The organism is Pseudomonas sp. LRP2-20 (assembly GCF_024349685.1).
Classification (GTDB): domain Bacteria; phylum Pseudomonadota; class Gammaproteobacteria; order Pseudomonadales; family Pseudomonadaceae; genus Aquipseudomonas.
On the sequence record NZ_AP025944.1, the window covers coordinates 2,871,244 to 2,892,943 of the forward strand.

At 57.6% G+C, this 21,700-nt stretch carries 16 protein-coding genes and 1 pseudogene; all 17 read right to left on the reverse strand.

All coding sequences use genetic code 11. The features are described 5' to 3' along the window. Positions 1–5: 5 nt before the first annotated feature. The 17 genes and pseudogenes from OCX61_RS12710 to tagF all read right to left on the reverse strand — a co-directional run bounded on the left by OCX61_RS12710 (position 6) and on the right by tagF (position 21,671). The gene (locus tag OCX61_RS12710; protein WP_409261930.1) at positions 6–332 is read right to left on the reverse strand and encodes a hypothetical protein; all 327 of its coding nucleotides are present in this window, start codon (positions 330–332) and stop codon (positions 6–8) included. Between the two features lie 329 nt (positions 333–661). Beyond that, positions 662–1,630, reverse strand: coding sequence for a T6SS immunity protein Tli4 family protein (locus OCX61_RS12715; protein ID WP_261944125.1), 969 nt, complete (start codon positions 1,628–1,630; stop codon positions 662–664). A gap of 28 nt (positions 1,631–1,658) precedes the next feature. Continuing rightward, entirely contained in the window at positions 1,659–2,552 is an 894-nt protein-coding gene (locus tag OCX61_RS12720; RefSeq protein ID WP_261944126.1) for a hypothetical protein, read from the reverse strand. A gap of 7 nt (positions 2,553–2,559) precedes the next feature. Further along, complete coding sequence (locus tag OCX61_RS12725) at positions 2,560–3,357, reverse strand: lipase family protein (protein ID WP_261944127.1); 798 nt, start codon at positions 3,355–3,357, stop codon at positions 2,560–2,562. Positions 3,358–3,632: 275 nt separating this feature from the next. Further along, positions 3,633–4,698: pseudogene (locus OCX61_RS12730) on the reverse strand (type VI secretion system protein VgrG); the annotation flags it as partial. A 267-nt stretch (positions 4,699–4,965) separates the two neighbouring features. Then, entirely contained in the window at positions 4,966–5,844 is an 879-nt protein-coding gene (locus OCX61_RS12735) for a T6SS immunity protein Tli4 family protein (RefSeq protein WP_261944128.1), read from the reverse strand. A gap of 88 nt (positions 5,845–5,932) precedes the next feature. Beyond that, a complete protein-coding gene (locus OCX61_RS12740) occupies positions 5,933–7,618 on the reverse strand; it encodes a Tle4 family T6SS lipase effector (RefSeq protein ID WP_261944129.1) in 1,686 nt (561 codons plus the stop codon). 47 nt (positions 7,619–7,665) lie between these two features. Further along, positions 7,666–10,362: a type VI secretion system Vgr family protein gene (locus tag OCX61_RS12745; protein WP_261944130.1), complete on the reverse strand. Its 2,697-nt coding sequence runs from the start codon at positions 10,360–10,362 to the stop codon at positions 7,666–7,668. Between the two features lie 35 nt (positions 10,363–10,397). Then, complete coding sequence (locus OCX61_RS12750) at positions 10,398–11,198, reverse strand: hypothetical protein (RefSeq protein ID WP_261944131.1); 801 nt, start codon at positions 11,196–11,198, stop codon at positions 10,398–10,400. A 52-nt stretch (positions 11,199–11,250) separates the two neighbouring features. Then, positions 11,251–12,240, reverse strand: a complete 990-nt coding sequence (locus OCX61_RS12755) for a DUF2515 family protein (RefSeq protein ID WP_261944132.1) — start codon at positions 12,238–12,240, stop codon at positions 11,251–11,253. Continuing rightward, positions 12,237–14,990, reverse strand: coding sequence for a type VI secretion system Vgr family protein (locus OCX61_RS12760; protein WP_261944133.1), 2,754 nt, complete (start codon positions 14,988–14,990; stop codon positions 12,237–12,239). The genes OCX61_RS12755 and OCX61_RS12760 overlap by 4 nt, the downstream gene beginning before the upstream one ends. Before the next feature lie 19 nt (positions 14,991–15,009). After that, on the reverse strand, positions 15,010–16,131 hold the full coding sequence (locus OCX61_RS12765; RefSeq protein WP_261944134.1) for a hypothetical protein: 1,122 nt from the start codon (positions 16,129–16,131) through the stop codon (positions 15,010–15,012). 11 nt (positions 16,132–16,142) lie between these two features. Then, entirely contained in the window at positions 16,143–16,397 is a 255-nt protein-coding gene (locus OCX61_RS12770) for a PAAR domain-containing protein (RefSeq protein ID WP_261944135.1), read from the reverse strand. Positions 16,398–16,432: 35 nt separating this feature from the next. Then, on the reverse strand, positions 16,433–17,530 hold the full coding sequence (gene tssA, locus OCX61_RS12775; protein WP_261944136.1) for a type VI secretion system protein TssA: 1,098 nt from the start codon (positions 17,528–17,530) through the stop codon (positions 16,433–16,435). Positions 17,531–17,631: 101 nt separating this feature from the next. Continuing rightward, positions 17,632–18,150 (reverse strand): Hcp family type VI secretion system effector, encoded by a 519-nt coding sequence (locus OCX61_RS12780; protein ID WP_028687575.1) that lies wholly within the window; start codon positions 18,148–18,150, stop codon positions 17,632–17,634. Positions 18,151–18,258: 108 nt separating this feature from the next. Beyond that, a complete protein-coding gene (gene tssM, locus OCX61_RS12785; protein WP_261944137.1) occupies positions 18,259–20,751 on the reverse strand; it encodes a type VI secretion system membrane subunit TssM in 2,493 nt (830 codons plus the stop codon). Beyond that, positions 20,751–21,671 carry a type VI secretion system-associated protein TagF gene (gene tagF / locus OCX61_RS12790; RefSeq protein WP_261944138.1) on the reverse strand — a complete coding sequence of 307 codons (921 nt, stop codon included), beginning with the start codon at positions 21,669–21,671 and terminating at the stop codon, positions 20,751–20,753. The genes tssM and tagF overlap by 1 nt, the downstream gene beginning before the upstream one ends. Between the last annotated feature and the right edge of the window lie 29 nt (positions 21,672–21,700).

Consider the following 21,700-nt stretch of genomic DNA (forward strand, 5'->3'; position numbering starts at 1 on the left):
AGATACTAGTATGAGATGAGTGAATTAAGAGCCCCATCCCATATCTCCATAAATCGTTCCTCGTGTATCGAGTCCGTTTCCGTTGGGTCGGGAAATCCTGCGCCATTGTTCGGCGGCTGTTTGGTGGTGTAGCTGTAATCCAAATCGAAACGAACTTCAGGTTTATCATCGCTATTAGGTTCGCCGGGATAATACCAAACGGCATTGACTTCGGTGAGATATCCCTCACCGGATTTCTCTGTGCTCGCCTCAATTATCTCCTCGCCTAGAAGATTATTAATAGCCCGCTGGGTGTTACGGTAGATGCGGTGCTGGAAATCAGATTTCATCATCCATGCAGACCCGTCAGCCGGTTTGAAGCTGCTGTTTTTTCTTTGAGATAAATATTGATTAGCTGCGCCGCCATATTGCTTGGATGTGAACTTAGCTGCGAAACTGACTGGAGTTGTGATCTAGGTCAGCATCGCAGCTATTTATGAGGCTTGTCTCAGATTTATGCTTCCATTTGGCTTATTCAGAAATAGCAAATATTGCTCGCCATGCTGAGGTCCAGGGCGGCTGTCTACGATATGCGGGTGAGATTATTTAAAAAGTAAAATCACTTGCAAGTTATCGTTTTCATAGGTCCACTAGAGAGGGGTTTGAAGGCCGCCGCGAGTAATTAATGAAGTAAAGTTAGGCCGTTCAGCATCTGATCCCAAAATGCTAAAGCTTCATCGTCGGATTCAAAGTCACTTCCCGCTTCATGAGTCCCCAGTTCTAGGGCAATATAAGGCTCGGTGGTTGAGTCAATGGTCCCTTCATATTCGAACTGAAATGCATAATAAGTTTTTCCCTCTATATTAGTGGATAGCGCAACCTCTTCTCCGTCAATAGTTCCTATGGACCGCTTACGCTTTCGAAGAGTCTTTATGGAGCCAGCGCTCACTAGCTCGCCGATGGCGGTGTCGTATTGTTTTTCTTCAAATCGCTCGATGAGTGTGCTCTCCTTCTCAGTTATGGTGTTCGTTAATAAGCTTACATAGGTGCCTGGGTGATCATTAATCTGCGCCCCCATATAAACTGACTCAAAAAACTTGTTTCTTTGTAGTGTGGTGTATCCGGCCTCCAAAGCGAACCCCCCGCTCGGCGGCGCTTCATCTGGGTGTCGGTAATGAATGGCGTTGCTCAACATTCGCATTCTTTCTACAGCGCCAGGCATACCTTTTTCAGTAATGTTAGGGACCACCATGTAGTATGCGGTATTTTTGCTAGTAATTAAGTAAATGTGAAAAGTGTAGAGCGAAGACATGCGCGACAGTACAAGCTTGCTTCCGTTGTCCAATTCGATTGTCTTCACGTAATCGCCATTGGTGTCTCTAGCGACGCCTCTTCTGATTTCGTCAATCTTTTGGCTTGCTAGGGTAGGGACCTGATTGCGCGCATTTTTACTAATAAGATCAAGTTTCGCGTCGAATAATTTATAGTCAGCCGCAATCTCTACGTTTATCGGTAGGGCAAGCATCAATCGGCCGAAATAGTGCTTTTTCCAAACTGCGTTGCTCATATTTATGTCCTCGCCGTAGGTGGGTGTTGCTGCAAACGTGTATAAACTTAAGATCGCCAAGGCGAAGAATTTCTTGATTTGCATAATTACTGCCTTCTAGGTTTTTAATTCGCTAGATAAGTTCGGTTAATCTTATCAGGCTATACAGGGTCGCAAATTGGGTCCGTCCAAATTTGTCTGTATAGGCATCTTGGTGTTTATAACCTGTGGCATTATTATGCTCGCCTGGCTTGCAGTAATGGTTCAATTGGCCTCCGTTTTGGCCGTGAGCAAAAACTGCTTTAACCCCTTTCTTTTCGCGAGGCGCTGTAGATGAAAATGCAGGCACCGTACCGTCCCCGGGGTAGAATCCATCACTTATTTTTAGTGAATAAAGCCCGTTAAGCGTAATCTCGGCGTCAAGATTATCTCCTGTTAATTTGGCGCTTTCAGCATCTAAGCCAGCGAGATTGCCTGATCCCCATTCTATGCTCCCCCATGTGTAAAGGTCGCTGGATTTTGACTCTGCGGCGTAATGTACATAAGTTTCATCGTGGTATTTTGTTTCAATCATGCTGTGAAACTTTTTCACCTGGTCGATGCGCGTGTTGAAGACCTCTCTTAAGCTAGCTGGCTCTGGCTCTGCACCTTCGATTTTGGATGACTTGTTGTGCTTTCTTGTAACAATCCCAGCGGGGTCAAATAGCCCATCGTATTCTTTCGGGATTAGACCCCACCACTTTTCGGATTTATATATCTCTTCGTATGGGCATTTTTTAGGGAGGCTGAGAAATCTTTCTAGGGTTTTTTTGTCTCGAGCAAATAGCCAAGGTGACGAATCATTATAGTCATGCGTGGGTAGGAGTTCCAGCGGCCCCTGTGCGAATGCCATTACAGCTACCCCGTCGCCGCCGTGTCGGCCAAGGATTTGCTTTTCTGAAAATCCTTCAAATCCAGCCCGGACGCGCTTATAGCTTGCTGGGGCGCCTGTAGCAGGCATGGCTCCGTGGATGATGCCGTAAAGCATGTCAAAGTTATGGCATGCAACCATTGCTCTTGCAACGAGCCCCCCCCATCGAGTGAGTTACAATCATAACTTTCTCAGCTCTGCCCTCGTAGTGAGGAAGCACTGTATGCTCTATGTAATCTATAATGTCGAGAGCGGAGTTTTTATTGGATTGTAACCAGTTATAACCGGCGGCCCATACCTCATATTGCGTATCTGCCGCTTTTTTTAATCCGCCCATACCCTCCAAAGAGGCTAGGCTTGGATTCTCCTCCCAATCTCCCCACTCTCCTGGGACTTGTACCGCGCGATCTGCCCAGTCTTCCTGAAGATCACCATTTAGCATTATATGATTCATTTGCTTCTGCATCTCACCCATAATTGGGTGGTACGAAGATCGCATAATGGCCCCCCATCTTCTTTTTTTCATTTCTTGCGTTGATAAGTTGCTTCCTGCATTATCAATTTCACCGTCTTCGTAAACGCCAACGGCGCCAGGTGTAGGGTCCAGCTCTACTTGTCGTTGCTTTGAGGACTTAAGAATGCTTGAAATTAGCACCCCTAGGGTTTTTACAATAGGCCATGGTTTGTCAATATTAGGTGCGGCCCAAACTTTTTTCTTTGTTTTCATGTTCATGAGATTGGTGCCCATGATCCCAGGTATGAAAACAATCGGTACTACTTTTCCACTTTTGAGAGCAATAGATTTCTCAACTCTGTTCGTAATGGAGGAAAGTGTGGTATGAGCCGCCAGCATGCCATCCTCGTCATATTCTTGAGGCAGGTGCAGCGCGGCATCTTTAGGTGTCGAGATTTTAGTTCCCATGGCGAGTGCCCTTATTTCCAAATGTGGATACACGAGGCTTAGAGAAATAAAGCATCATGTATCCCCCAATATTTTGATCTTCACGAACTCAGCAATCTGACTCTGCTGCACCGGAATCTTCCCGGCAGCATCCGATACATACTGCATCACGCTGCCATCAGCCCTGGTCACCTCGACCTTCACCCCCGGCGCAGGCTCCCCGGTACTGAGCTTCTTGATCACATACGGGTCGGCAAAATCGGTCTTGGGCATCTCATTGAAGCTGTGCGACACGCTCGTCCCGCCACTGAAGACTTTCTTCGCCCCTTTGACATCAATGGTCCCCGGCGCATGGATTTCGATGTTGCCGCCCTTGATGCGGATATACCCGCCACCGCTGGTCAACAGAATTCCGTCCTTGGCGGCGATCTCGATACCGGCAGCCGTCGAACTGAGCTTCATGTTCTGCAGCGAGGTCAGCAGCATCTCGTCGTTCTGCGCCTGCAATTCAACCTTGCCCTTGGCAGCAAACAGCTTGGCGCCGGCGTTCTGCGCAAACAGGCTGATGCTCTGCACCACACTGGCCAGCAGCGACTTGCCGCTGGCAATACTGACGTCCTCACCGGTACTCACGGTCAGGTGCTTGCCACTGTGCAAGTGGGTGTTCTGCGGGGTGGCGGTAGCGATGTCGGCCGGGGAGGAGGCGATCAGCAGCGGCTTCTGGTACCCCGGGGTTTTGCCGCGGCCGCCGCTGCGGATCGCCCAGGCGGTGTCGCCGCCGTTGCGTTGCTGTTCGCTCGGGCCCTGGCTCGGGCTGCTGTTGTCGCTGCCGTAGGTGACATCGGTGTCGGCGTTGAGCTGGGTCAGGCTGTCGAGGCCAGCTTGCAGGGCGTCGGCGTTGTGCTGCTTGGCGGTGTCGGAGAGGGTCTTGAGACGCTGCTCGCTGTTTTGCAGTTGCTGCTGGGCTTCGCTGACGTCGAGCTGGGCGCCCTGGGCGTTGCTGCGCTTCCAGGTGCTCAGGTACAGGCCCTGCTGGGCGCGCAGGGCGCCGTAGGCGTCGGTGCGCAGCTCGAAGCCGGTGCCGCGCAGGGCGCCACGGTTGTTGCCGCGCTGGTCGATCAGGTAGCCGAGGTTGAGCTGGGTGTGGCCGTGGCTGCTGTGCAGCTGGGTGCGCACCTGGCCGGTGGAGTCGTCCATCACCCATTGGTTGAAGCCGCCGCCGCCGATTTCCTTGCTCTTGTAACCGCTCATCAAACCGCTGGAATGCCAGGCCGGTTTGTTGCCGCCGTACACCTGGCCCATGATCAGCGGGCGGTCGATGTCGTTGTCGAGGAAGGTGACCACCACTTCTTCGCCTGTCTTTGTCGTTATAGAGATAGCCTTTGGTCATGATCGCATCAAGCTCTGCTTTTCCAGTTTCATACTGCGTGCTTAATGCTGCCAATCTGCGAGGCGCACCAAGCTTGCCTTTCATATTTGCCTGCCTATCCAGAAGCTTCGCCTATCTAAAATAAAGCCGGAGTGATGGAGGATGCCATAAATATAAACAATCGAAGCTTGTTACCTAGGTTGCGCTGCGGGTGCGAAAAGACATTAGATTACACTGCACGCCGCAGCTCTTTTGCCGAGTTATATCCGCTGTAAGCTCTCTACTACTTCATCCCAAAACTTGACGGCTTGTTCGTCGCTCTCAAATCCTGGGCCGCCATCGACTGTGCTAAGTTCAAGAACTGTATAAGGCTCCAGGCTTAGTTCAGGTGTGCCCGGAAATTCCAGTCGGAATGCATAGACGTTTTTCCCTTCAGCCCTGGTCTTTATCAACAGTTCTTCAAAACTTAACCCGGCAACATTTCTTTTGCCTTTCCTGATGACGCTAGAGCGGGTTAGGAGGTTTTTTAGAAGAGGTAAAGCACCTGCTGACCTCTCTTCAAACCTCGATAAAAGTCCAGGCTCGGGCTTTCCAATAACTTGCGTATCGAAAGTCAAGTGAATTCCGGGTGTCGACGATACAGGTAATCCAATTGAAACTTTTTCATCAAATTTGTCAATCGGCAAATTCATGTACCCGGCCTCTAACGCAAAGGTGTTGTTGGGTGGGCGCTCAGCGGGATTCCGATAGTGGATGAGGCTGTTCAGTTCTTTTCCTCTAGCGACTGCTTTGTCAAAGGCACTGAGTGGTATGAATTCGACTTTTTGGCGATAAAGAGTATTTTCTTTGGTTAGATAGTAGATATAAAAAGTATAATCGTAACCCTTTGAGATCACAATTGCGCCACCTCCGTCAAGCGGAAGTGTGCGGTCATATGCATCATCATAACCAGCATTATGCTTGCTGGTTATTGTGGCAATTGTTTCCGCGGTGTTTTTGGGAAGGTCGCGTTTGCCATTTTTGCTGATGAATTCGATTTTCATCTTCACTACTTCATAAGAGGACCATGTACCGCCTCCGTCAGTAGGGACCGCAAGAGAGTAGCGTCCGAAGTAAAAGGTTTTTTTCTCATTTGGCATATTTTCAGCTCCAGCGCCTACGCAATGTAGCAATGTCAGTGCAGTGGTTAATATTAGTGCTCGGAGATGTTGGCGTTTAGTTAGACTTCTAAAGTTTGACATGCTGGGATACTCTTGCGATGCTGTAGAGCGTGGCGAACAAGCTACGGCCTTTAGTGTCATTATATGAGCTTTGATGCTCGTAACCAGTGGAGTTGTTGTAGATTCCCTGCCTGCAAGCCGTTGGGTTTAGTGTGCTATTATTGCCATGTGCAAAAGCCGCTCGGGTGGTTGGGAAATCTCTAGAGCTCGCTGACGAGCAGAGGGGGACTGTCCCATCGCCCGGGGAATACTTTGGTGCAAAGGTGAACTTGTATCCTGCGTCAAGTTCAACGGTGCCCGTGCTGTCATCTTTAGTTATTTTGAATTCATTAATATCTCCCCAGCCAATCCAATCAGATTGCCAAGTGATATCTCTCCATGTGAGAAGCTCAAGTTCTTTTGCTTCGCCAGAATAATGAACGTACGTGTATGGGTGATAGGCTTTCTTGATCGAGTCGTGGAACCCCCTGACCGCACGTACATTACTTTCGAAGACTTGTCTTTTTGTTGGGGTGCCTCCCCAGTCGCCTTTTGATTTGGTTTCGATAAATTGATTAGGGTCGATTAGTTTTTCATTTTCCTCGGGCACTAACCCCCACCATTTCTTGGATAAATAGATGTCATTGTAAGGGTCTCCTGATTTGGGCAGAGCTATAAGATTTTCAGAAGGAGCATTTGTTTTTCGCGCGAATAACCAAGGGCTTTCGTTATCGTATTGTTTGCTTGGCAAGAGCTCGAGACCACCTCGGGAGAATGCTAATACAGCGGTTGTCTCAGATGCGGTGGGTCCCAAAATTTGTCGAGCAACAAATCCGGCTGCGCCTTCACCTTCAAAACCAGCTCTGATCCTACGGTACGCCGCAGGTGCTCCAGTGGCAGGCATTGCACCATGGATAACGCCATAGATCTGCTCGCAGTTGTGTCTGCCGACCATTGCGCGAGCAACGAGCCCCCCCATTGAGTGCGTGACAATAATGACTTTTTCTGCTGACTCGTAGCTGGGAAGTACGGAGTTTTCGATAAAATTAATAATGTCAGTTGCTGAGTCATCGTTCGACTGAAGCCAATTGTACCCTCCTGCCCACACTTCATAGCGGATCTCCGCTACATGCTTGAGACCTTGTTCGTCAGGGAGCTTAGAAAGGGGCGGGTTATCGTTCCAGTCACCCCACTCGGCAGGAGAGTGATCCGCATGGTCGCGCCACCACCCTTGAAGGTTGTTGTCAAGCAATACGGAATTCATTTCGTTTTGTATGGATTCCATTATTGGATGGTAAGCCGATCGCATAATGCCCCCCCATCCCCTCCGTTTAAGCTCGTCTTTGCTAATGTCTTCTTTTAACCCGCTCCCGCCTATTGGTCCATCATTATATACTGTAACCATGCCAGGTCTGCCATCTAGATCGTTTTGCCGATCTTTTGCGGAGCTGAACAAGGATGAAAGAAAAGAGCCGATAGCGGCGACACTGGATAAAATGGTATCGGTATTAGGCGCAATCCATGCGATTTTTTTTGTTCTATTGTTCCACAGGTTCGTTCCCATGATTCCTGGGATAAATACTATCGGTACAACCCTGTTTGCTTTAACGCCAATTTCTTTTTCTTGTTGGTGTGCGGAGCTCGACATCGTTGAAGACGCGGTGCGAGTGCCGTCAGAGTTTACAACTGTATAAAGTTTTAGTGGGTCAATCATTATCTCACCCTCATGTTTTTCCGTGCCACGCGATTGCACGAACCGTTTTAGGTTTTATCGAGCACTTTAATGTTAATGAATTCTGCAATCTGACTCTGCTGCACCGGAATCTTCCCTGCCGCATCCGACACATACTGCATCACGCTGCCATCCGCCCTGGTCACCTCTACCTTCACCCCCGGCGCAGGCTCCCCAGTGCTCAGCTTCTTGATCACATACGGGTCGGCAAAGTCGGTCTTGGGCATTTCATTGAAGCTGTGCGACAGGCTCGTCCCGCCACTGAAGACTTTCTTCGCCCCTTTGACATCAATCGTGCCCGGCGCATGGATTTCGATGTTGCCGCCCTTGATACGGATGTAACCGCCACCACTGGTCAGCAGAATCCCGTCCTTGGCAGCGATCTCGATACCGGCAGCCGTCGAACTGAGTTTCATGTTCTGCAGCGAGGTCAGCAGCATCTCGTCGTTCTGCGCCTGCAATTCAACCTTGCCCTTGGCAGCAAACAGCTTGGCGCCGGCGTTCTGCGCAAACAGGCTGATGCTCTGCACCACACTGGCCAGCAGCGACTTGCCGCTGGCAATACTGACGTCCTCACCGGTACTCACGGTCAGGTGCTTGCCACTGTGCAAGTGGGTGTTCTGCGGGGTGGCGGTAGCGATGTCGGCCGGGGAGGAGGCGATCAGCAGCGGCTTCTGGTACCCCGGGGTTTTGCCGCGGCCGCCGCTGCGGATCGCCCAGGCGGTGTCGCCGCCGTTGCGTTGCTGTTCGCTCGGGCCCTGGCTCGGGCTGCTGTTGTCGCTGCCGTAGGTGACATCGGTGTCGGCGTTGAGCTGGGTCAGGCTGTCGAGGCCAGCTTGCAGGGCGTCGGCGTTGTGCTGCTTGGCGGTGTCGGAGAGGGTCTTGAGACGCTGCTCGCTGTTTTGCAGTTGCTGCTGGGCTTCGCTGACGTCGAGCTGGGCGCCCTGGGCGTTGCTGCGCTTCCAGGTGCTCAGGTACAGGCCCTGCTGGGCGCGCAGGGCGCCGTAGGCGTCGGTGCGCAGTTCGAAGCCGGTGCCGCGCAGGGCGCCACGGTTGTTGCCGCGCTGGTCGATCAGGTAGCCGAGGTTGAGCTGGGTGTGGCCGTGGCTGCTGTGCAACTGGGTGCGCACCTGGCCGGTGGAGTCGTCCATCACCCACTGGTTGAAGCCGCCGCCGCCGATTTCCTTGCTCTTGTAGCCGCTCATCAAACCGCTGGAATGCCAGGCCGGTTTGTGGCCGCCGTACACCTGGCCCATGATCAGCGGGCGGTCGATGTCGTTGTCGAGGAAGGTGACCACCACTTCTTCACCAGCGCGTGGCACGTGCACGCTGCCCCAGTCCGGGCCGCTGCTTGGTTGCAGCATGCGCAGCCAGCACGACGACAGCTCGCCGTCTTGGCTGAGGCGGTCCCAGTGGAAACGCACGCAGACGCGGTTGAGGCTGTCGGTGAACAGTTCATGGCCGTTGGGCGAGACCACCACGGCGGTCTGCGGGCCGGGCGAGGTGGGCTTGGTGTGTTCGAACGGGCTGCGGTACGGCGCGCTGTGCAGCTGGCCTTCGAAGTGGCTGATGAAGAAGCCATAAGAAAGCTCGCTCAGGGCCGAGCCGAGCAGACCATCGTCGGGCGCCGGGCGCACGGTCTTGAACAGCGGAGCCAGGCTGCCAGGCGCTTCGCGGCGCTGCTGGGCCATGGGCAGGTTGCTTTCGGCGAAGAACTGCACCTCGATCAGCAGGAACTGCCGGGCCTCGGCGGCCTTGCGCTCGTACAGCGGGTGCTGGGTCAGTTCGAACCAGCGGCCGGCTTCGAGTTGGCGCACGCCACCCTGACCGTGCACGCGGCGGGCCTGGGATTCGCGCTGCTCGATCTGCACGCGGCTGAGCCAATTGCCGCGTTCCTGTTTCTGCCAGTTGTACTGGCCCTGGTACTCGTAACGCTCCAGCGCCGCCGGCGCCGAAGCGGCCTGCAAGGCCGGCATCACGCTTTCACGCGGCTGGCTGTGGGCCAGGTAATCGACGCTGCGCCAGTTGAGCTTGCCGCTGAGCAGTTGCGAGCCGGTGCTCCACTGGGTGATGCCGTCCTGCTTCTGGGTCACGCTCTGGGTGTGGAACGGCAGTTGCTGCGGGGCGAGGGCGGGCAGGGTGTCGTTGCTGTCGGTGAAGACGATGCAGTGGCTGTCGGCCTTGTGCTCGACGTACCAGAAAATGCCTTCGAGTTCGCACCAGCGCTGCACGAAGTTGGCGTCGGTCTCGTTGAACTGGGTGACGTAGGACAGCGGCGCGTATTCGCGGCGCAGGTCGAGGCGGTAGTTGCCCTTGGCCTGTTCGTACTGGGCGAACACGGACTCGAGGATGGTGGGTAGGGTTTTGTCTTGCCAGATGCGGCAGTCGCTGCGGTATTCGAGCAGGCTGAACCAGGGCGCGAACACCAGTTGCCAGTCATGCAGGCCGCCGTCGCTGCCCAGATAACGCACGCTCTCGACCAGGCCATGGCGTTGGGCCTGGCTGCCGTCGTCGCAGAGCAGGGCGAGGCTGACGGGCTGGCCGATGAGTTTTTCCGGGTCGTACTCGGTGTCCTGCACCAGCACGTCGAGGGTGTAGCGCGGGGTGCGGCCGATGCGCTCGACGCCGTGGGCGCGCAGGGCCTGCAGCGCATCGGCACCCAACGGGGTGGTCAGCTGCAGCAGGCGGCCGCTTTGCGAGAGCGGGGTGCCGAAGGTCAGGTCCATGACAAGGGTCTCCTGAGTGGGGGCTGATCGGGTGGTTATTCCAGGGCCTTGATGGGCGGGTCCTGGTAGTCCTCATCGATGGCGATGCCCATTTTTTTCAGGCGTGCTTCGGTTAGGGCGCGTTCCTGGGCCATGCGTTTGAGTTCGGTGGGGAGGAGGGTTGTCCACTGTTCACGGTCGTCGCTTTCAAAAAAGCTTTTGTAAAACTCGGCTTCGGATTCGACCGTCAGAGTGAACAAGTAGGAGCCTTTTTCTTCCGGAGCACTTTCGTTGTTCTCGCGCTGAACTCGAAGTGTCAGATACACGCCATCCTTGTAAAAATACCAACTGCTGAACATTGGCATCGCTAGCCACTCTTCCTGGCTGAGTACCAAGGCGGGATCATTCCATGGGCCTGTCCCAATGGGTTTGCCCAGCACTTCTCTTGGGCTATCGAATTTTTTCGCCTGGCTGCCCGAAAGTCTCGCTTCGTTGGGCATGATAAACCGATGCCATCCTTTGGCAAGCAAACCGTCTGCTTGGTCCCGGAAGTAATGCATGGCAAGTGAATGGGAAGAATCGGGATCGACCCCGCCGAGGGTAATCTCGGCATCATTCACCGTATCGCTCTCATAGGTGCCCAGTGTGACACCCACGCCATCGTTGTAATGAATGGATGTTGATGACGCTGGATTTATGTCAATGACCGCTCTGTGCCCACTGGCAAAAGACAGTGAATATTTGTAGAGGCAGATGCCCAGCATGCAATCTTTTTTGAAGTCGACCGAAGAGTTGGCGATTGCGTTCTGGATGGTGTCATTGATTTGAAACTGCACGGTCGGCTTGTTGCTTCCCATCTGTGACTCTCCGCACGCCATAAGAAATAAAAAAAGTGTCAATCCTAAGGGTTTATACATTTTCACTCCAGCCTGCTATGGCGCGAATGCTTTCGTGCATGTAGGTCCCTTTGATCTTCATGAGCTTGTGGTAATTGTTCGCGATGTCAGTAATAAATTTCATTCGGTCATTTTGGTTATGCAATTGCCCTTCGGTCATTACCGAATCGTAATCAGGATTGTTCGTTTCGCACAGGGTGCTCATGGCCGCGAGCCGTCGAGGCACTCCAAGGTGCCCCTCCATCACTGCCTGAGCATCGAGCAACTTCTTGAAATCCCAGCTTTCATAGATCAAAGGCTGCAAGATTTTAATTTGCTCATGCTTTGCGATTGCCATTAGCGATGCGAGTTGCTTGTCTCTTCGGTCTTTGCCTAACGGCATCCTCTCGGTCTCCGAAATCAATAGGAAACCCTCAACGAGCTCAGGTGTTTTTTTGAGATTGTTTATTTTTGGCAGCGCATCATCAACCCAAGGCAATTCCTTGAATGCCTCTCTAAAATTACAGAGGTATTCGTTCCAGTCACGTATGGGTGTGGCTGATTTAAACTCGTCAGGGTAATTTATATAAAACCAGTGCCATACAAAAATATCCTGGAATAACCAGAAATTCCCTTCGCCCAGGTGCATTTTGGTGATTTCAAAAAATGGCGTTGCTGCGCCTGTCCAGCGCCATTTACTGTTGCTGGCATAATCAAGGGCGCACATGACCTGTTTGCTGGCGAATGTCGCAAGTCCAGTCCAGTAGAACCGACCTTTAAGTTCAGGCTTTCCGTTTTTCTCCAGCTCAAGATAAATTCGCGCGTAGTTGCCGGCGATGCGCTCTGCTCGCGTGCTGAAATCTTTGATTAACTGATACCGCGCAGTAGCCTTGAATTCAACGCGGGTTTTCACCGATAACCGTCTTACCGCTTCTTGCTGGCCGAGTGTCCACAGTTCTTTGTAATGGACATTGGGTTTGTTTTCAGAGCACGTTTGCTCGTTGAACTTGAAATCCTGCTTCATGATTTGTTTCTCGGCACAAATGTGTCAGCACCTGCCGGCACCACCAACTCATCGGGTACGAGCCTCATCTTGGCCGTGTCGGGTTTGTCGCTGAAAAGGCGGGGTGTCATACCTTCCTGATCGGTGAAGAAAACCTGCTTGCCTTTGCCTGGAATGTCGAACTCGACAGCCACGTTTTCCAGCGGAACACCGAAACTGGTCATCAACCTGTTCTGTTCGTCGTACATGCCCGAGTCAGGACCGTTTGGAAGCTCCTTGTACGTGTGCTCCATGCTGGCCGGCCCCTCCAGCGTTTTCTTCGCCCCTTTGATGTCGATGGTCCCCGGCGCATGCACCTCAATGTTGCTGCCCTTGATGCGGATATAGGCACCACCGCTGGTAAGCAGGATTTCCTTCTGCGCCGACATCTCGATCAACTGTTCCAGCGACGTGAGCTTCATGTTCTGCAGCGCAGTCAGTTCCATCGCATCACTTTGTGCCTCCAGTTCGACCTTGCCCTTGGCAGCAAACAGCTTGGCCCCGGCGTTCTGCGCAAACAGGCTGATGCTCTGCACCACACTGGCCAGCAGTGACTTGCCGCTGGCGATGCTGACGTCTTCACCGGTGCTCACGGTCAGGTGCTTGCCACTGTGCAGGTGGGTGTTCTGCGGGGTGGCGGTGGCGATGTCGGCCGGGGAGGAGGCGATCAGCAGCGGCTTCTGGTACCCCGGGGTTTTGCCGCGGCCGCCGCTGCGGATCGCCCAGGCGGTGTCGCCGCCGTTGCGTTGCTGTTCGCTCGGGCCCTGGCTCGGGCTGCTGTTGTCGCTGCCGTAGGTGACGTCGGTGTCGGCGTTGAACTGGGTCAGGCTGTCGAGGCCAGCTTGCAGGGCGTCGGCGTTGTGCTGCTTGGCGGTGTCGGAGAGGGTCTTGAGACGCTGCTCGCTGTTCTGCAGTTGTTGCTGGGCTTCGCTGACGTCGAGCTGGGCGCCCTGGGCGTTGCTGCGCTTCCAGGTGCTCAGGTACAGGCCCTGCTGGGCGCGCAGGGCGCCGTAGGCGTCGGTGCGCAGTTCGAAGCCAGTGCCGCGCAGGGCGCCACGGTTGTTGCCGCGCTGGTCGATCAGGTAGCCGAGGTTGAGCTGGGTGTGGCCGTGGCTGCTGTGCAACTGGGTGCGCACCTGGCCGGTGGAATCGTCCATCACCCACTGGTTGAAGCCACCGCCGCCGATTTCCTTGCTCTTGTAGCCGCTCATCAAACCGCTGGAGTGCCAGGCCGGTTTGTGGCCGCCGTATACCTGGCCCATGATCAGCGGGCGGTCGATGTCGTTGTCGAGGAAAGTGACCACCACCTCTTCGCCGGCCCGTGGCACGTGCACGCTGCCCCAGTCCGGGCCGCTGCTTGGTTGCAGCATGCGTAGCCAGCAAGAGGAAAGCTCGCCGTCCTGGCTGAGGCGGTCCCAGTGGAAACGCACACAGACGCGGTTGAGGCTGTCGGTGAACAGCTCATGGCCGCTGGGGGTGACCACCACGGCGGTCTGCGGGCCAGGACTGGTGGGTTTGGCGTGCTCGAACGGGCTGCGGTAGGGCGCGTTGTGCAGCTGGCCTTCGAAGGTGCTGAGGAAGAAGCCGTAGGAGGCTTCGCTGAGCTTCGAGCCGAGCAGCGAATCGTCCGGTGCCGGGCGTACCGATTTGAACAAGGGTGCCAGGCTGCCGGGGGCTTCGCGGCGCTGCTGGGCCATGGGCAGGTTGCTTTCGGCGAAGAACTGCACTTCGATCAGCAGGAACTGCCGGGCCTCGGCGGCCTTGCGCTCGTACAGCGGGTGCTGGGTCAGCTCGAACCAACGACCGGCTTCGAGTTGGCGCACGCCACCCTGGCCGTGCACGCGGCGGGCCTGGGATTCGCGCTGCTCGATCTGCACGCGGCTGAGCCAGTTGCCGCGCTCCTGCTTCTGCCAGTTGTACTGGCCCTGGTATTCGTAACGTTCCAGCGCCGCCGGCGCCGAAGCGGCCTGCAAGGCCGGCATCACGCTTTCACGCGGCTGGCTGTGGGCCAGGTAGTCGACGCTGCGCCAGTTGAGCTTGCCGCTGAGCAGTTGCGAGCCGGTGCTCCACTGGGTGATGCCGTCCTGCTTCTGGGTCACGCTCTGGGTGTGGAACGGCAGTTGCTGCGGGGCGAGGGCGGGCAGGGTGTCGTTGCTGTCGGTGAAGACGATGCAATGGCTGTCGGCCTTGTGCTCGACGTACCAGAAGATGCCTTCGAGTTCGCACCAGCGCTGCACGAAGTTGGCGTCGGTCTCGTTGAACTGGGTGACGTAGGACAGCGGCGCGTATTCGCGGCGCAGGTCGAGGCGATAGTTGCCCTTGGCCTGTTCGTACTGGGCGAACACGGACTCGAGGATGGTGGGTAGGGTTTTGTCTTGCCAGATGCGGCAGTCGCTGCGGTATTCGAGCAGGCTGAACCAGGGCGCGAACACCAATTGCCAGTCATGCAGGCCGCCGTCGCTGCCCAGATAACGCACGCTCTCGACCAGGCCATGGCGTTGGGCCTGGCTGCCGTCGTCGCAGAGCAGGGCGAGGCTGACGGGTTGGCCGATGAGTTTTTCCGGGTCGTACTCGGTGTCCTGCACCAGCACGTCGAGGGTGTAGCGCGGGGTGCGGCCGATGCGCTCGACGCCGTGGGCGCGCAGGGCCTGCAGCTGATCGGCACCCAACGGGGTGGTCAGCTGCAGCAGGCGGCCGCTTTGCGAGAGCGGGGTGCCGAAGGTCAGGTCCATGACAAGGGTCTCCTGATAATCAAACATTCTCTCTTGGCGGCAGGTCAGTAACCGTCGCCGGTGCCGGACCCAGCAGCCAGCCCTGGGTCAGTGTCGATGCATGCCGGTCCAGTACCAACACTGCGCCTTCCAGGCTGTTGGCCGCCTGCAACGCTAGCGCCAGCGCACTCATCTCGCTGATGCCCGGTGCGTATTCACCTGCCAGCAACGCATGGCCGATGACGTGTTGTTGCGGATCGCAGTCGGGCAGGTGGGTGTTGAGCAGCTGGTACACATGATCAAGGCGGTTGTCATCGTGGTGACCATCGGTGACCAGGGCCTTCACGTCCGTCAGGGCAATGCCACTTTGTTCGCACAATTGCTCGCTCACCTGTTCAAGGCCGCCGCAACCTCTGCGCGGCAGCAGCGCACGCGGTTCATGAACGTGGGCAACAGCAGGGTGCAGCTGCCAGCGGGCGTTGGCTTCGGGATTGGCCAGGTCGATGCGTTGCAGGTTGAGCACGGCGATCGCTTCACCGGCCATGCGCTCGCCCTTCACGCTGCCGGCGCGGTCCACCGTGGCCCAACTGTCGATGCCGATGCACAGCAGGTTGGCGGCTTCCAGCTCGTTGCACCGGGCCCACGGCAACCAGGAGGCGAAGGTCTGCGCGGGGGCGCTGAAGCCATGCCCGGGCAGGTAGTCGAACGGCCAGGCTTCGAGCAGCGCATCCAGCCAGGGGTCGGCGTCGACGCCGGTAGGGGCGAACACCACCACCTGGGTCTGCTCCCAGTCCAGGCTGCCAGCGAAGTCGTGCCACTGGCCGAGCATGGCTTGCAGCAACTGCAGGGCCCTGGGCAATGCCCTGATCTCGGCACGGGCGCTGCCCGCGCGAATGCGCCGCACGGTGTGGCGGTGCCCGGCCGGGGTGACCAGCCGCGGGTCGTGCTCGAAGTCGGCGTTGACCCTGCCCAGCGCCTTGCCTGCCTTGGCCTCGGCCGGGGACAGATTGGGCAGCCACAGCCAGGCATCACTGACGCCAATGCGGGTGGTGTCGTACTCGGCGCGCGGGCGTGGTGGCGGCGCCAGGCGCTGCGCTTGCTCGCGGCGTTCGCCGATCACGTCCCATAACGAGCGATGGCCCTGGGCGAAAGGTTTCAACATGCTGGCAGTCCTTACAGTATTCCGGTGTCGCTGTTGGTGGCGATCAGGCTGGAGCCACAAGCGGTCTTGTCGCCGTGGCGGGCTACCGGCATGCCGTCGACCAGGGTGGTGGTGTCGCCGCTGGCGATCATGCAGGCACCGTGCAGGCACATTACCTTGTCGCCGAGCCTGGCCACGGCCCGGCCGTTGACCAGGGTAGAGGTGGAGGCCTGCACAACCATGCCGCCGCGGTCGGTGGGGTCGTTCAAGAGAATGATGGGACGCATGTCGAAACTCCTTTTCAGCCGGCTAGGACCACAAATCAGTCACGAGGTTGCAACGTGCCGAGCACATCGCGAATGCCATCGACCACACTGCTGTCCTTGATCACATCGTTGAGCCAGGATTCCAGCGGCATGTTGCCCCACTTGATGGCGCGTTCCACCAGGTACGGCACCGGGCTGTGCGGCTCGGTCTGCTTGAAGAACTGCGCCACGCCCTGAAGCAGGGTGAAGGCTTCTTCACGGTTCAGCGGCACGGTTCGCAACGGCGCGTTGTCGCCACGCTGTACAGCGGCCGGGACCGTCCCGGCTGCTGCTGCCGGCCGTTCGGGCTGCGCGGTCTCTTCGGCCGACGCCCCTGATGCTTGTGCCAGCTCCACACCGCGCTCCTTGAGCAGGCGCTCGACCAATTGCCGAGCGCGCACCAGTACATCGTTAAGGGCGAGAAAACTCGGCGCGTCACTAGCGAATGCGGCATCGGCGGTGGCTTGCAGCTGTTGGCAGGCAGCCAGGCACTCACTGATCTGCGCGTATCTGGTGTGTAGGTGCTCGGTGTCGGTCAGTACCACCGAACGCTGGAACAGTTCGGCGTTGATCTTGCCTTCTTCGAGGGCCTGGTGCATTGCCGACGGGTTTTGCCGGGCCAGGTTCTCGACCTGACGCGACTCTTCATACTTAAGCAAGCTATAGCCTTGCCCTTGGGTGATCGGCAAGGTGCGGACCACCTCGGTCAGCGTGGTGGTCAACCACGCCAGGCGGGTAGCACGCTCGTCAACGCCCTCGTCGAGGGAGGGGTAGAGCGTGTCCCAGAAATCTTCCAGCAGGGCTTGCGCCACCGCCAGGGAAAAACGGATGCCCGGAAACTGCTTCCTGTGGGCCAGGCCTTCACTCAGCCAGGCCACCAGCATCAGGTCCTTGCTTTGCTCGGTGAGGCCAGCGGCAGCCAGCTGAATCACCTGCTCCCAGTCGGCCTGCTTGAGGTCTGTCTGCCAGTCGCCCTGGGTCAGGTATTCGGGATCAGCGCGACGCGCTTCCTTGATCTGATCGAACAGGCTGGAAAAACTCAAGTCCTCGCCAGCGCCCCCGTCGATCGGGGTACGCAGGGCAGACAGCGAAAGGTCGTCGAGAATGTCGTGCATGGACGGCTCTGTATGCAAGGGTGAAAGGAAGGTCACCGTGCCCTTGCAGGCACGGGACCCTCGGGCGAGCTGGGCGTTACCGGCGCCAGCTCAGGTCAGGCTCAGGAGTAGACCTTGTTCAGCGAACGGTCCCAACCGCCAGTGACCTTGCCGCCCCCCGCGCCATCGGAACGCTTCTGCTGGGTGTAGGTGGTCTTGATGCGCGAGAAGTTGAACTTGATTTCTTCCATCGGCAGGTCGCTTTCAGCCTTGGCTTCGCCGTCCAGCGGCAGGTTGCCGAGGAAGTTGACCGAAGAGATCACGACTTCTTCCAGGGTGATGGTCAGGTAGGTCACCTTGTCACCACCGGCACGGTTCACGTTCAGCACCACTTCCTTGATGTGCTGGCCTTTGCAGCACGCTTCGAAGGCCTTGGCGGAGGCTTTGTCGACGTACTTGCGGATGGTGAAATCGCTCAGATTGACACGTTCGGACGAAGCGCCACCGGAGGAGCTGGCGGTCGCCGAGGTCGCCTGGGTAGCGCCGTACTGGTAGCCCAGTACTTCGATCCAGTCCTTGTGCTTGTCATCCAGAGCTTCGCCTGGGATGCCGTCAATCTTGAGGTAAGCGTCAAATGCCATTTTTACTTTTCTCCATAGGTATAAAGGGCTTCCTTGATCCAGTACGTGGACCTGCCCTGAGTGTGACCCCTGCGGACCTGCCGCAGGCGTCGTGTTGAGACCAGGCGTTCAATCAAGTGCCCGGACCTCGATCTCGACGCGCCTGTTGGGTTCCAGGCACTGAATCAGTTCGGCGCGCGGCGCTTGCATGTTGCAGCGCACCAGGGGTTTGTTGCTGCCTTCGCCCACCGCATCGACCAGCTCCGCTGGCAGGCCCTTGCCCACCAGATAGGTCTTGATGGTCTGCGCACGTTGTCGCGAAACCTGCAGATTGCTCTGGTGGTCGCCGATCTGATCGGCATGGCCGGTGATCACGATCTTGCCGACATTCGGGGTGTTCAGCAGCTTGGTGGCGATGCTGCTGAGCTGGCGCTGACCGGCCGCCTCCAGGCTCTGGAAATCGGCGCGGCCGAAGGCGAACAGGGTGTCGGACTCCAGCGTGATGGTCTCGATGGCGCGCAGCGAGCGGGTCAGCAAGCTGTTGATGTAGTTGCGCGAACTCGATACCAGGAACGCGTTGTTGAGGATGCGTGGCACGTCCGGTTCGCGGATCTGGTCGCTGTAGAAGGCGATCTGGCGCCCGGCGAACTGGTAGTCCTCGCCCTCGCCGGAAGCCTGCGCCGACTGCCCGGCCTGGCGGGGCACCTGCTTGTAGATGGCCGGGTACCAGTAATCCGGGATGCGCGCCTTGAGCACGGCCGGCTGGGCCTGTTCACGCTGGGCCTTGGACAGCATCAGGTAGGTATCCAGGGTGGTCTGGCCGAAGGTGGCCACCGACTGCGCGCGGTTGTCAACCGGCAAGGCTCGTGGCTCGACGCTGTCGATGCCGCTGACGCTTTCCAGGCGCGAGGCGTTGCGCTGGTAGATCTTGATACTGCTGAGCAGGTACAGCGAACGGGTCAGGTTGTCGGCGGTGGGCTTGAGCATGACCTTTTCCAGCTGGGCGAAGTACGCCTCACGCACGAACGGCTCGATGTCATGCCCGCTGTACAGGCCCATGCGCATGCTCAACGGCACGCCTTCGCCATGGTGGCGGGCATACAGCTCGGCGGCGGCCTGGCGCAACTGGTCGAGGCTATGCCAGTCGGTGTACTGCTGGGGCGCGGCAGCATCGTGCTGGCGCGCGCTGTCGAGGTTGGCGGCCAAGGTCTGGATCGCCGCCTTGTTGTTGCTGTATGACCACCCCCAAGCTAGACACAACAGCAGGGCGGCCAGGCTCGCAGCGCCGACCCAGGCAGCCTTGCGGCGGTGCTCGCGGCGATTGCTGGTGTACAGCGCCACCAAATGCTGGTCAGGGATGATCACCTTGCGGAACAGGCTGGCAATGAACAGCGGCTCGGCCTGGCGGACCGCGGCTGTGCTGCTGCCTGGCACGGCCAGTGCGAAGCGCTCGCGCACCTCGCTGGCATAATGGCCGTGGGCTGGCTCGTCAGCATCCAGGGCACTGGTGAAATAGAAGCCACGCAGAAGCTCGGCACTCTGGTACGGATTGGCCCGCAGCAGGTCAGCGACGAACGTATTGAGCAGCGGCTTGAGCGCAGCCAACTCCAGTGGCAAGCGGTAGGCGGCAGGATCGCGACGGGTCAGCTGGATATCCTGTTGCAGCAATTGCTGATCGGCCAGCGCCTGCCAGTGTTCGACCAGGTCGTTCATGGCCGTGGCAAAACGTGTGCTCCAGTCGGACTGTTGGAAGCCCTCGTGGCTGAAGGTCTTGCCCATCACTTCATCACGCGACTGCGCGTCCAGCTGGCGATAGAAGTGGGTGAAGCCGGGCAGCAGGTCACACTTGGTGAACACCAGATAGATCGGCAGGCACAGCTCCAGCAGCTCGTGGGCTTCCTGGATACGCTCACGCAGGCGCTTGGCCAGGCGTTCGCGGCCATCGGCACCGGCATGCAGGATATCTTCGATGCTGACCGCGACGATCAGGCCGTTCAGCGGTCGGCGCTGGCGGTGCTGGCGCAGCAGGCCGAGGAAGGCGCGCCATTTGCCGGCTTCTTGCTGGTTGTCCATGTAGCGACCGGCAGTGTCGAGCAGCACCGCTTCGGAGCTGAAGAACCAGTCGCAGTTGCGCGTTCCACCAAGGCCGGCGACCCGTGCGCCTTCGCGCTCGGCGTAAGGGAAGGTGAGGCCGGACTGGTAGAGCATGGTGCTCTTGCCCGATGCCGGCTGGCCGATTACCAGGTACCAGGGCAGCGCGTACAGCGCGTCCTTGCTAGCTGCGCCCTTGGCGCTACCTTGCAGGCGCTCGATGCTTTGCAGCAGGCGCTCGCGCAACAGGCTGACTTCTTCACGGTCCTGCGGGTTGGCATTGAGCACTGCCTGGTCGGCGTCCTCGCGCAGCAGGGCTTCCAGGTCATGGTGCTGGGAGACGCCGCGGTACATCAGCAGCACGTAGAGGGCAGACAGCAACACGAACACGCCGATGCCGGCCAGCAGGCTGGACAGTGAGGCGAAGCCCAGTGCCATGCCAGCCGCCCAGACCAGAAAGATGGCCAGGAAAAATGCTATGCCGAGCACGTACGGCTGATATTTGAAAAAGTAGTACTTGAGCCTGTTCATCAATACTGTTCGTCCCGCGCACTGGCAAAGCGCTCTATGAAATCGTTCAGGGCCAGATCATCGGCTGGCAGCGCAAGGGGGCCGCCAGTCGATGGGTACGGCAAAGGGTCCAGCAGGTCATGCCGCTCGCTGCTGTCGGCAATGCCGGTCAGCAGCCGGTATATCTCGTCGCTGCCGCGGGAGGCGAAGCACAGCAGCCCCGGGCGCATGAAGTTGTCCACCAGTACGCTCACGTCAGGCATGCCAGCACTGCCGCGCAGGCGTGAGAGCAGCGTGCACCAGAGGTCGGCCATGGGCCGCTTGAGGCCGCTCTGGGCCGGCAGCGGCAGGCAGATCGGCGCCGTGTGAGCCTGCTGCAAGGCGGTACGCAGGCGGTAGAGGCTGGCCATGCCGGCCTGGGTGTCGAACTCCGGGTAGCTGTGGCGCAGCGGCCGGGCCACGTCGCGCAGGTTGAAGTCATGGAGAAACTTCTCGTGCACCCGGCGGTACAGATCCAGGTCCTGAGCGGTCCAGCCGCGCATGGCCTTGATCCGGTTGAACAGCTCGGCCATGTCGGCGCCCTGGGCTGCTTGCATTAGCAATGGCTTGATCTGCCCGGCGAACAGCTCGCAGAGGATGTGCGGACTGACGAAGCGGGCGTCGTTGTCGATGCGAATGCTCTGGAACACCATGAACGGATAGCGCCGGCCACTGGTATCGCGCGAGCTGATGAAGCCGCCGAGCAGCCACTGCCCGGCGCGGCTGCGGTAGCAGAAGAAGCATACCGGCAGGGCGTCGAAACGCTCTCGCCAGTCGGCCTGCGACTGCATGCGGCCGAGACCGTTCTGCAGCCACAGGTCGAATTCGCAGACCTCCGGCAGGGCACCGTTAAGGCTGACAAAGTCGGCGCTGGCGGGGACTTTGCCGAAACATCCGATCATTGACCAAGCGCCCCTTGCAGAATGTGGAT